Raw genomic sequence first — 12,010 nt, 5'->3', positions numbered from 1 at the left:
GCTGCATCGAACGGGCCCTCTCGATTCGAGTTAAGACGTGGATCGGCGACGAACCGGCGCTCAGACGGCCCGCCGGTAGACCGTCGACTCCGGCAGCGCCGACGGGGGCGCCGCCTCACAGATCAGCCCGAACTGGCCGGTCGAAGCCTCGAATTGAAAGACCTGTCCGGTCTCGATCTTGAAGACCCAGGCGTAGAGAGAGAGCTCGCCGCGCGCGAGCCGCGCGCGGATCGTCGGGTGCGTCCGGAGGTTCTCGATCTGGGCGAGCACGTTCTCCTCCACCGTGATCGTCAGCCGATCCTCCCCCTCGATGTGCGGGTAGTTCTCCTGCACCAGGCGGCGCGTCAGCTCCGCGTGCTGGAGCCACCCTTTGACCGCCGGCAGCTCGTCGAGGCCCCCGGGATTGAGCAGCCCGCGCATCGCGCCGCAGTGCGTGTGGCCGCAGACGATGATGTGCTTGATCCCGAGGTGCGCGACCGCGAACTCGATCGCGGCGGACTCGCTGCCGTTGCTGGCGCCGTACGGCGGCACGATGTTGCCGACGTTGCGCACGATGAAGATATCGCCCGGCTGGGTCTGCGTGATGAGGTTCGGGTTGATGCGGCTGTCCGAGCACGTGATGAACAGCGCCTCGGGCCGCTGACCCCTCGCCAGGCTGCGAAAGAGGTCTTGATGTGTACCGCACACCTCGGCATGGAACTTGTGCAACCCGTCCGCGAGCTTCTGCATGGAATAAACCCTCTCGTTGACCGCGCCGTTCCGGCGCGGTGATCGTCGTGAACACCTCCGATTCCAGCGACTCCGAGCCGGACCGCGAGCGGCCTCAGCCACGGAGCTAGCCTGTCAGTTCAGGAAGCGTGGTGGAGGACGACGGAGGGGAGGGTGGGGGACGGGGGAGGGGACGCGGACGGGCCGGAGATCGGCGACGAGGACGGCGCGCGGCCGCGCCGCGCCGGCGCGCGGCGCCGGTCGCGAGGCGACCGAACGATGGGCCCCGTCGCGGAGCGGCGGCTGCAAGGCCTCGAGGCCCCCCGCCTCGTTCTCGCTGGCCCCGGTACGAAACGATCCCGAAACATCGGAGTTGCCGCCTTCGATGATGCTGATATTCGCCCGTCCCAGCGCAGCCGGGGCGAGGATCAGCATGAAGAGCAGCGCGATCCGAGGGAAAAATGACCGGAGAGCCAGCATCGTTCGAGGAGTGAGAGGCTGTCGGCCCCGGGAACCAGGGAGGCGCCCTGTCTATTCCCTAACCTGGCAGCGGTCTCGGTTCGTCGCAAGACACAACGAGGTGCAGACCGTGTGTGGCAGAATGTCCCGATCTGGGACGGACGTCTCGCGCCTGAGCCAGCACGGCCCCACGTCCAGATACCCGTACCAGCGACAGAATTCAACCTGCCGTCAATGCCGTCACGATGGCGTCGCGGAAGCCGCGCATCTCGTGCTCACCCGCATATTTATAACGAGGCCAGAAGAAGCCCTTGAGACCGTCCCTCCGACGGCGCGGGACCACGTGGATGTGCACGTGGGGGACGCTCTGACTGACGCGGTTGTTGATGGCGACGAAGAAGCCCTCAGCAGAGCATGCGGACTCAACAGCGCGCGCGAGGCGCTGCGCGGCCGCGAAGAGCGGACCGACGAGCGACGCCGGAACGTCGGTGAGCACCTCGTGATGGGCGCGCGGGACGAGCAGGCAGTGGCCGGGGAAGAGCGGATGGTGATCCAGGAACGCCATGACCTCCGGCTCGTCGAGCACGACGTGGGCCGGCGTTTCGCCCCGGGCGATGCTGCAGAACACGCAGGGGCGGGGCGGCATGGCGGGCCTCGCGCTCTTCGATGACGCGCCACCTGCCTGTCGTCAATGCCGGGGCGCGGGGAAGCGCGGGGAAGCGCGGGGAAGCGCGGGGAACGGAGCGCGTCCGCGGTCACGCCGGGAGCGCGCGACCGCGGTCACACAGGACGGGCACGGGTGCGCAGGGGGCGCGCGATCAGTGATCAGCGGTGATCAGTGGCTAGCGAGGATGTCGTCGATCGAGCCGTGGGCGGCAGGCTCGCGCGTCCAGTAGTCGAGGAGAAGGCCGCCGGCCGTCATCCACGCTCGGTCGAAGCGGCCGTCCTGCGACGTGACGCGCACGACGTGGTCGCCGCCGTGGAAGGCCCAGTGGCGGCCCGTGTGGTCGAAGTGGTCGATGAGGGCGCCCTGCCGCGTCTTGACGTGGAGCGCGTCGGAGGGATCGTCCCACGAGGTGTCGATGATGAGCTCGTAGACCTGCCAGATGTTGCCGGACGGGAGCACTCCCCAGTCCACCTGGACCCCGGAGTCGTTCGGGAGCCCGAAGACGAAGCAGCGGGGCATGCGCCGCGCCGCGTGCCAGAGATCGCCGTTGCGGCTCGGCTCGTGGTGGAGCGTGACCAGCGTGTCGCGCGCGAGGCCGAACGCGTCGTTGTCGCCGGGGCTGTCCCACACCCGGCGGAAGAGGTGCTGGCAGAGCTGGTCGGCCCCGGCGGAGAACCCGACGGTGAGCAGGCCCCGCTGCCGGCGCTCGTGCAGGAGGCGCCCGAACTTGCCGGGCTCTCCGTCGAACATCGCGCCGAGCTGCTTGTAGCGCCAGAGCCCTGTCGTGCTGTAGCCGCCGCCGAGGATCACCACCTCGGACGACGCGAGGTAGCGCCAGAGGACATCGACGTCCTCCCTGCGCAGGTCGCTGCTCCAGTAGAACGGCACGTGCTCGAGGCCGAACCGCTCGTAAAACCGGAAGAACCAGCTGAAGTTGCCGTACGCGAACTCCTGCCGCTCGCGCTCGTTGCCGTCGCGGGGCGCCTCGGACATCGGCAGGAACAGGATGCGCTTGTTGTCCCGCCCCGACAGCGCCCGCTGCGCGATGTAGTGATCGTGGATGAAGTTGCAGCGGTTATGGGAGCTGTAGAGCAGCGCGGTTCCTCTCATGAGGGCGCGCATCTGAGCCGCTCGCCGCGCCCCGCGTCAAGGGGCCGCTCTCGGCGGGCGGGCTCGGCGCGCCGACGGCGAGGCGCGGCGCTGGTCGGCCTCGGCCGCTCGTCGATCGACCACGCACCACGCACCACGCACCACGCACCACGCACCACGCGCGGCGCACCGCGCGCCGCGCGTCAGCCGCGCCGCACCTGCTGCATCTTGCGAGGGATGGCGCCCGAGCGCATCAGCATCTCGAACGCCTCCTTCTCGAGCATCGGGTGGACGCCGCGCGGCGGGACGCCCATGGGGCTCTTCTTCTTCGTGACGAAGCCGCTCAGGTACTGCGGGTTGAGCGCGCTCAGGCTCCGCAGCGTGGTCTTCATCTGCTTCGTGTTGTTCGCCCACGCATAGGCGAACGCGCGCGAGCGGAGCAGCTGCGGCTTGAGCTCGGCGAACGCCTCGTCGTTCGGATCGAAGGTCTCGAGCAGCTCGACCGCCTTGCCGGCCTGGCCGGTCCGGGCCCACGCCTCGCCGACGATGGCGGCCATCATGGCGCGGATCCTCGGCTCCTTGTGGCGGGTCATGTCGATCTTGTCGACGAGCGCCCGCGCCTCGTCCGTCTCGCTCAGGATGAGGTGGATCATGCCGCGCTGGGCGCGCGCCTCGTCGGCCATCGGGGCCATCACCTTGTCGAGGTTGATGGTCTCCAGCGTCCGGAGCGCGGCCCGCGGGTCCTCCTGCATCTGGAGCTGCGCCTTCGCGAACGTCGCGGCCGTGTCGTCCTTCTTGAAATCCGTGTCGAGCTTGGCGATCGCGTCCTTGCGGGCCTCGGCCGAGTCGGCGGTCTGCACGATCTTCGCGACGGCGCGCGTCCGGGTCGCGAAGCGCAGCGCCCACACGATGACGCCGCCGACGATGACCGTCAGGACGCCGGCGACCGCCTTCGGCCAGATCCCCGGGATGGCCAGGGCGATGGCCCAGACGATGAGCGCCGGGATGCCGACGCGGATGGCGAGCGAGCGCGGGTTCAGCTGGGAGAGCGGGTCGGCGGGGGGCTTTCCGCCGCTGCGGAGGGCGGCGATGGCCTGCTCGCGCTGCTGCTTGGGGCTCTGCTTCTTCGGGGTGGGTTTGCCGGGGGTCTTCATCGAGGTCGTGGAGCTGATTTCCTGCGCGGGGCGCGGGGTCTCATAGCCGGCTTGCGGGGGAGCGGCCAGCGGAGGCGGACGGACGGGCCGATCGGCCCCGGGGAGGGGGCACGGGCGGCGGAGGAGGGTGATGAAGGGCTAGCTCGCGGCCGTGTCGGGGTCGCTGCTGCGGGCGCTGGGCTCGCCTTCGGGCTCGGGGGCGGGGACGGGCGTGGAGGCCGGGCGGGCGGGCTCGAAGCCGCGCAGCGGCGGGAGCGGCTCGATCGCGGGGGCGATGATCGGGACGCCGCGCTGCGGCGGGATCGTGGCCGTCGGATCGGCGAGGCCCAGCGTCGACTCGCGGAAGTGGAGGAAGATCGTCTGCGCGAGCGAGAGGCAGGGCACCGCGAAGAGCGCGCCGGTGATCTGGAAGAAGTGCTCGCCGACGAGCAGCGCGAGCACCACGAGGACCGGGTGGATCTTCGCCGCGTCGCCGATGATCTTCGGGTTCAGGAAGTTCGCCTCGAGCTGGTGGATGCCCACGATCCACGCGAGCACGCCGACCGCCGTGCCGAACGACTGCGTGAGGCCGATGAGGACCGCGGGGATCGAGCTCAGGATCGAGCCGAAGATCGGGATGAGCGACATCACCGCCGCGAGGACGGAGAGGATCGGCCAGTACTTGAGGTCGAAGAGCCAGAAGCCGATCGCGGAGAGGACGCCGTTGACGAGGCAGATCAGGAGCTGCCCGCGGACGACGCCGGAGAGCCCCCGGTCGAGCCGGCGCAGGAACCGATCGAACGAGTCGCGCGAGGTCGGGTGCCAGAGCTCGCGGAAGAAGCGCAGGATCTTCTCGTGCGTCAGGATGATGTAGCCGGCGAGCATCAACGTCATGAAGAGGTTGAAGATGCCGCGCGAGATGGCCGTCGCGATGGCCTGCCCGATCCGGAGGACCGCGAGCGAGTTCTCCTTCAGGTAGGCGGCCCCCTTCTCGTAGCCCTCCTGGAGCATGTTCGCGCTGGAGAGCCCGCGGCGCCTCGGGCGCGCCTGCGCGATCTGCCAGACGCCGTCGCGCGTCTCGCGGACCTCGACGTCGTCGGCGATCTGCACGTCGAACGAGCCGTCCGGCCCGGGCAAGATGCGGATCGGCGGGCGATCGACGCCGTCGTCTCCTCCAGGGGCCTCGATGGATCCAGGCGGCCGCGCGGCCTGCTCGGGCTCCTGGTCGGGCGCGATCGCCGGCGGCGCCTCGGGCTCGCGGCCCGACCAGCGGTTGAGCCGCGCGTCGAGCGCGGGCAGGTACTCCTCGCGCAGGCGCGCGGCGAGGCGCGGGGCCTCGGCGGTGAGCGCCTTCCCCTCGGCGATGAGGCGCGGGACGCTGAGGGCGAAGAAGCCCGCGATCCCGGAGAGCACGAGCGCGTAGACGACGAGGATCGCCGCCCACCGCGGGACGCGCGCGCGCTCGAGCCGGAGGACCGCCGGCGTGAGCACGTAGGCGACCACGAGCGCGAGCACGAACGGGAGCAGCACCGCGTGGGACACGATGAGCAGCGCCGCCGTGAGGACGGCGCTGACCGTCAGGAACACGGTGCGCTGCGTGGGGCCTTCGCTCACAGCGCCTCGCCGCGCGCGGCCCGGCCGTGGGTGCCCTCGTCGACGAGCGACGCGGGGAGGTCGGCGAAGAAGCCGAGCAGGTGGTCCCGCGTCGCCTCGAGCGCCTGCGGGACGACGCGGGCGTCGGCGATCACCGGCATGAAGTTGGTGTCGCCTGGCCAGCGCGGGACGACGTGGACGTGCAGGTGCTCGGCGATGCCGGCGCCCGCCGCAGTGCCAAGGTTGATCCCGACGTTCATGCCCTCGCACTTGAGCGCGGCGCGCAGGCGGGTCGTCGACTCGCGCACGAGGCGGAAGAGGGCCTCGTGATCGGCCGGATCGAGCGCGTCGAGCGAGGCGACGTGCGCGTGCGGGACGATGAGGAGGTGGCCCGACGCGAACGGGTAGCGGTTGAGCATGACGAACGCGCGGCGGGTCGTCGCAACGACCAGCCGGTCGCGCTGTTCTTGCTCGGATGCGCGGGGGATGCCGCAGAAGATGCAGTCGGCCTGGCCCTTCGGCGCAAGGATGTACTCGATGCGCCAGGGCGCCCACAGGGGGTTGCCCATGTCGCGGAGACGCTAGCACGGCGGCAACGCGCGCGGGACCACCGCTCGCTCGTCGCCGCGCCGCGCTCTCACCGCACAGGCGCCGCTCCGTCGCAGTGCCGCCGATGCGGGCTCAGAACTGGATCGGCGTGGCCGCGAGGTCGAACCAGAGCGAGAGGCCAAGCCCGGCGGAGGTGCCGAGCGCATCCCAGACGACGTCGCGGACCGAGGGGGTGCCGTGCCCGGCGGCATCGTAGACCTCCTTCGCCAGCCCGGCGCCGAGCGCGAGCGCGGCCCCCAGCGCGATCCGCTGCCGAACGTCGTTCGTCGCGAGCGAGCCGAGCGCGTACCCGCCGCCGGCAAGGGCCATTGACGCGCAGAAATGGCGCGCCTTGTCATCGCCGAACCACGGGTCGGCGGCCGCGGCGCGGGGGCCGTCGGCGCGGGCAGGGAGCGCGCTGAGCACCAGGGCGGCGAGGATGGGCGCCCCGAGGGCGGAGCGCGCGAGGAGGCCTCTCATCGCGGCATCGTCCGCGGCCTCGCGGAAAAAGCAAGAGGCGAGGCCCTGGGGGAGGGCCTCGCCTCTCGTCGACATCGGGTCCACACGGCGAGCCGGGGGCACCGGGGCGCCCTCGGCCCGCCGCACCTGACGTGCGGCGGGTGAGCGCCTGGCGCGCGGCCGCCTCAGCGACGCCGCGCGCCGATCCGCGTCACTTCAGGTCCAGCTTGGCGCCGAACTTCTCCTTGATGAGATCACCGATCGTCCCGGCCACCGGCTTGTCGTCGTCGTCCTTGCGCTTCTGCTGCTGGCGCTGGACGGGCGCGGGGCGCTCCATGCCGATGTTCTTCATCGTCAGGAAGAGCCTGCGGTCGACCGTGTCGAGCGAGGAGATCTCGGCCTTCACCTTGTCGCCGACCTTCAGCTTGCCCTCCTCGGGCTCCTGCACGTCGCTCTGCGAGATCAGGCCCTCGACGCCCTCGCGCAGCCGCACGAACACGCCGTAGTCGACGATGCTCACCACCTGGGCGTCGTCGAGGACGCGGCCGGGCGGGTACTCCGTCAGCATGCTCGGCCACGGGTCGTCCCAGAGCTGCTTGATGCCGAGGGAGACCTTCTTCTCGTCGTGGTTGATCGAGAGGATGATCGCCTCGACGTCATCGCCCTTGTGGTAGAGGTCGCTCGGGTTGTTGACGCGCACCGACCACGAGAGATCGCTCTTGTGGACCATGCCGTCGACGCCCTCCTCGATCCCGACGAAGACGCCGTAGTCGGTGAGCGACCGGACCTTGCCCGCGATCTTGTCGCCGGGGTGGTACTTGTCCGTGAACAGCATCCACGGATCGGGCTCCAGCTGCTTGAGGCCGAGGCTGATGCGCTTCGCACGCGCGTCCACCTCGAGCACCTGGCACTCGAGCTCCTGGCCCACCTCGAGCAGCTTCGACGGGTGCTTGACCTTCTTGGTCCAGCTCATCTCGCTGACGTGGATGAGGCCCTCGACGCCCGGCTCCAGCTCGACGAACGCGCCGTAGTCGGTGATCGACATGACCTTGCCGCGGACCTTCTTGCCCGCCGGGTACGCCTCCTCGGCGTGGTTCCAGGGGTCCTCCTGGGTCTGCTTGAGGCCCAGGGAGACGCGCTCGGTGTCGGCGTTGTACTTGAGGACCTTCACGAGGACCTCGTCGCCGACCTGGAACACCTCGCTCGGGTGGTTCACGCGGCCCCACGACATGTCCGTGATGTGCAGGAGGCCATCGATCCCGCCGAGGTCGACGAACGCGCCGTACTCGGTGATGTTCTTGATGGTCCCCTTGACGGTCATCCCTTCCGTCAACGTCTCGAGCGTCTTGGCCTTCATCTCGTCGCGCTCGCGCTCCAGGAGCACGCGCCGCGAGAGCACGATGTTGCCGCGCTTCTTGTTGAACTTGATGACCTTGAACTTGTAGGTCTGGCCGATCAGCTTGTCCAAGTTGCGGATCGGGCGGAGATCGACCTGAGAGCCCGGGAGGAAGGCCTTCACGCCGCCGCGGATGGTGACCGAGAGGCCGCCCTTCACGCGCTGGCTGATCGTGCCCTCGATGAGCTCGTCCGCCTCGCAGGCGTTCGAGATCTCATCCCAGACCTTCATCTTGTCGGCCTTCTCCTTCGACAAGGTCACGAGGCCGTCGTCGTTCTCGCGGCTCTCGATGTAGACGTCGACCTTGTCGCCCGCCTTGACGGCGCTCTGGCCCGCGGCGTCCGCGAACTCGCGGAGCGCGATCACGCCCTCGCTCTTGCCGCCGATGTCGACCACGACGGAGTCGCGGTTCACTGCGACCACGGTGCCGGAGATGATCTCTCCTTCACGCGCGAAATCGCCCCCTTCCACGCTCTGTTCGAAGAGCGCGGCAAAGCTCTCCATGCTCGCCCCGGACGAGCCTGCCTCCATATGGATGTTACTAGTCATGTTGTTCGTTCTTGTTTCCTTTCCTTCCCTGGGATTCGCCGCGCGGGCGCAGGCGTGGACCCTAGGTGCCACGCACGAGCGGCGGAGGGGCAGGCACACGCGTACCGATGCACCCGGGCCCCTCGGGAGAGGCGAGCCTGTAGTCTGAGGAGGGGCCTCTGTCAATGCAACGACCGAGCCACTGGAGGTTTTTGTAGGTCCGGTCCGTTTTGGTGGGAAGGATGTGCCCGCCCGCCCAAAGCAGCGTGATCTCAGGGCGCGCCGCCCGGCGCGCGCGTTCCGGCGTCGAGCGCGTCGAGCGCGTCGCGCGCGGCGCGGGCGCGGTGTGCGAGCTCTGCGCAGGCGCGATCGAGGCCCTCGTGGGGCCATTTCGTCCGGATCTCGACGCGATCTCCCTGCGCGAGCGCCTGGGATCCATCGAGCGCGGCGCGAGCGCCGGCGATGTCGGGGAGCAACGCGAGGGCGAGCTTGAGGCTGCCGAGCAGCGCCTGGGTGTCCGGGACGAGCGCGGCGGCGGCCTCGCCCGACGCCGGCGCAAGGAGCATCGAGAGCGCGGGCTCCGCGCCGAGCGTGAGGGCGCCCGAGGCGTGGTCGATGCGGCGGAACAGCGCTCCGGCCCGCGGCAGCACGCCGGAGACCGCGGTGGCGGCGCCGGACCACGCGGCGCTGGTGAGCGCGAAGGTGACGGCGCCCTGCTCGGGCAGATCGAGGCGCCGCCACTCGTCTGCGTCGGGCGACGCGGGCAGCGCGGCCTTCACGATCTCGACGTCCGTGCCGAGGACGATCGTGCCGTCGTCGGCCTGGCCGAGCACGGCGCGCGGCCCGACGAGGAGGAGCTCGCCCTCGCGGCGGACGCCGGTCCAGCCCTCGTCGCGGGCGACCTTCTCCATGCCGGCGACGAAGCGGCCCTTCGAGATGCGCCCGCCCGCGAGCGCGACCCAGCTCGCGGCGTCGGTCGACGCGACGACGATCTCGCGCAGATCCGACGGGAAATCGAGGCCGGTGGCCGCCTCGATGCGCGCCTTGCGCGACGCGGTCCGGGGCGCGTCGTCGAGCAGCGGGAGGAAGTGCTGGCGCACGGGGCCGAAGAGCGCGAGGTCGGCGGTCTCGAGGCGGACCACGATGTTCGCGTCGCCCGGGATGTGCTGCCGGGCCGTCGGCACATAGCGCCAGAACAAGAAGTAGACGCCGAGCGCCGCGCCGGCGAGCAGCGCGGCGAGCGCGATCGCTGCCACGAGGCACGCGGCCCCGCGGGGGCGGCCAGGGCGCTGCGGGGCGGCTTCGCCGGGCGGCGCGGGGCGCGCGTCCGCGGGGGCGGCGTCGCCCTCGGGCGCCGGCGCGGGCGCGGCGAGGTCGTCGGTCACGGTCGGTCGGATCGGTTCTTCGATCAGGGTGTCAGGCATCGGCTAGAGCGACAAACGGGTTGAAACCACGAGAAAAAGCAGGAATTTCACAGGGAGGCGAGGAGGCGGGGAGCGAGAGACGACAAGAAGGAGAAAATCATTTTTTCTTCCTCCCCGCCTCCTCGCCTCCCTGTGAAAATTCTCCGGGTTTCAACGTGATCGTTGTTCTAGCCCGGGGAGCGCCCGGACAGCAGGGCGAGCACGAGGGGCGCGGGGAAGAGCCAGCGGAGGCGCACGGAGCTCTCCACCTGCTCGATCGAGAGCTCCTTCATCAGATCTGCGTAACGACCCTCCTCGACGTTGTCGCGGAGCACCTCGAGGAACCGGCGGGCGCGCGCCGCGCCGGCCGCGTCGACGCCGACGAGCTCCACGTCGAGGCGCACCCCTTCGTCGTGGAGGGACGCCACGGCGCGGACGCGCGCGACGCCCGCGACGAGCGCGCCGATCGACGGGAAGCGCCGCGCGAGGTAGGGGGGGAGCCGGCGCGCGCGCAGGTCGAGGCTCACGAGCCCCTCGGCGGCCGGGTCGCCGCGGCGCGCGTCGGGGCCGTCGCGGAGGAGGCGCGCGACGCTGCTCACCTCGACCGCCGACACGAGCGCGACCGCGCGATCGCCGAGCGCGATGATCCGCGCCGTGTCGGCGCGCGATCCCGCGACGCCGCCGCGGCGGTCGAAGACGGCGACGCGGTTGACGGCGCCGCCCTCCTGCGCCGCCGGCGCCGGCTCCCAGCGGCCGGGATCGGGCGTGAGCCCGGCCATCCTGCCCTCGAGGACGACCACGCGATCACCCTCCTCGAGATCGGCGAGCCGCAGGCCGAGCCAGACGACGTCGGCGCGCTGGAGGGCGCTCTCCAGCGCCTCGTCGGGCACCTCGTCGAGCGCGCGCCGGGCGAGCTCGTCCGAGGCCGCCTGGCCCAGCCCTTCGCGCATGCGGGCGACGTCGACGCGCACGACGAGATCGAGATCGGCCGGGAGCAGATCGGCCGGCTCGATGCGCCGGACGACGCGCGGGCCTGCAGGGCTCGCGGCGCGCGTGGGGTGGCCGCCGCCCGCGAGCCCCGGCGCGGCGTCCCCGCAGGCCGGGAGCCCGAGCGCCATCAGGGCGGCAGCGGCGGCGACGGCGGCGCGGACCTCAGCCGCCGCGCGCACGGAGCTCCACGAGGGTCGCCATCTCGTCGATGATCTCCTGCGGGCTCCTGTGCCCGGAGTCGACGAGGATCGCGTCGTCGGCCTTGCGGAGCGGCGCGACGGCGCGCTCGCTGTCGGCCTTGTCGCGGCGGAGCACGTCGGAGAGCGTCGCCTCGAAGCTGACGGGCATGCCGCGCGCGACGAGCTCGTCGTACCGCCGCTTCGCGCGGATCTCGGCCGGCGCCGTCAGGAAGAACTTCACCTCGGCGTCCGGGAACACCACGGTGCCGATGTCGCGCCCCTCGAGCACCACGCCGCCGCCCGCGCCGGCCTGCCGCTGCATCGCGAGCAGCGCCTTGCGCACCGCGGGGATGGCCGAGACCCGGCTCGCCCCGAGGCTGATCTCGGGCGCGCGGATCGCGCTGGAGACGTCCTCGCCGTCGAGCAGCACGCGCATGCCGCTGCCCCCCAGGCTCGACTGGGCCGGGGCGTCCGCGGGCGGGGGGGCGGAGGAGTCGGGCGGCATGCCGTGCGGGCTGCGCTCCAGCGCGATGCGCCCGCCGCGCGCGAGATCCTCGGCGAGCGCGCCGATCTCGCCCTCCTCTTCCCACGTGAGGCTCGCGCGGCGGGCCGCGAGCGCGACGGCGCGGTAGATCGCGCCGGTGTCGACGAGCAGGTAGCCGAGCCGCTCGGCGAGCCCGCGCGCGACAGTGCCCTTGCCGGCGCCGGCCGGTCCGTCGATCGCGACGCGCAGCCGCCGGGGCTCGCCCCGGGTCGGGAGGTGGTGCGCGTCGTCCTGTCGTTGTCGTTCGGTCACCTGCGCTCCTCCTCTCGACTCG

The 12,010-nt window shown here is 71.2% G+C and carries 11 protein-coding genes; all 11 read right to left on the bottom strand.

The genetic code is table 11. From position 1 onward, the window contains the following. Positions 1-60: 60 nt before the first annotated feature. Complete coding sequence (locus WMF44_RS36505) at positions 61-729, bottom strand: carbonic anhydrase (RefSeq protein WP_437294660.1); 669 nt, start codon at positions 727-729, stop codon at positions 61-63. A gap of 658 nt (positions 730-1,387) precedes the next feature. Further along, entirely contained in the window at positions 1,388-1,813 is a 426-nt protein-coding gene (locus WMF44_RS36500; protein ID WP_437294659.1) for an HIT family protein, read from the bottom strand. A gap of 189 nt (positions 1,814-2,002) precedes the next feature. After that, positions 2,003-2,944 (bottom strand): hypothetical protein, encoded by a 942-nt coding sequence (locus WMF44_RS36495; protein ID WP_437294658.1) that lies wholly within the window; start codon positions 2,942-2,944, stop codon positions 2,003-2,005. Between the two features lie 182 nt (positions 2,945-3,126). Further along, positions 3,127-4,077 carry a hypothetical protein gene (locus WMF44_RS36490; protein WP_437294657.1) on the bottom strand — a complete coding sequence of 317 codons (951 nt, stop codon included), beginning with the start codon at positions 4,075-4,077 and terminating at the stop codon, positions 3,127-3,129. Positions 4,078-4,215: 138 nt separating this feature from the next. Further along, on the bottom strand, positions 4,216-5,670 hold the full coding sequence (locus WMF44_RS36485; RefSeq protein WP_437294656.1) for an AI-2E family transporter: 1,455 nt from the start codon (positions 5,668-5,670) through the stop codon (positions 4,216-4,218). Then, entirely contained in the window at positions 5,667-6,218 is a 552-nt protein-coding gene (locus tag WMF44_RS36480) for an HIT family protein (protein ID WP_437294655.1), read from the bottom strand. Before WMF44_RS36480 ends, WMF44_RS36485 begins: the two co-directional genes overlap by 4 nt. Before the next feature lie 112 nt (positions 6,219-6,330). Further along, positions 6,331-6,717 carry a YfiM family protein gene (locus tag WMF44_RS36475; RefSeq protein WP_437294654.1) on the bottom strand — a complete coding sequence of 129 codons (387 nt, stop codon included), beginning with the start codon at positions 6,715-6,717 and terminating at the stop codon, positions 6,331-6,333. A 190-nt stretch (positions 6,718-6,907) separates the two neighbouring features. Further along, positions 6,908-9,010, bottom strand: coding sequence for a 30S ribosomal protein S1 (locus WMF44_RS36470; protein ID WP_437294653.1), 2,103 nt, complete (start codon positions 9,008-9,010; stop codon positions 6,908-6,910). After that, complete coding sequence (locus WMF44_RS36465; RefSeq protein WP_437294652.1) at positions 8,893-10,044, bottom strand: hypothetical protein; 1,152 nt, start codon at positions 10,042-10,044, stop codon at positions 8,893-8,895. Before WMF44_RS36465 ends, WMF44_RS36470 begins: the two co-directional genes overlap by 118 nt. A gap of 167 nt (positions 10,045-10,211) precedes the next feature. Continuing rightward, complete coding sequence (locus WMF44_RS36460) at positions 10,212-11,192, bottom strand: hypothetical protein (protein ID WP_437294651.1); 981 nt, start codon at positions 11,190-11,192, stop codon at positions 10,212-10,214. Beyond that, a complete protein-coding gene (gene cmk, locus WMF44_RS36455) occupies positions 11,176-11,988 on the bottom strand; it encodes a (d)CMP kinase (protein WP_437294650.1) in 813 nt (270 codons plus the stop codon). The genes WMF44_RS36460 and cmk overlap by 17 nt, the downstream gene beginning before the upstream one ends. Between the last annotated feature and the right edge of the window lie 22 nt (positions 11,989-12,010).

The organism is Sorangium sp. So ce426, from assembly GCF_051475585.1.
Classification (GTDB): Bacteria; Myxococcota_A; Polyangia; order Polyangiales; family Polyangiaceae; genus Sorangium; species Sorangium cellulosum_B.
The sequence above is the reverse complement of the archived record's forward strand: the minus strand, read 5'-3'. Positions and strand labels throughout refer to the sequence as shown.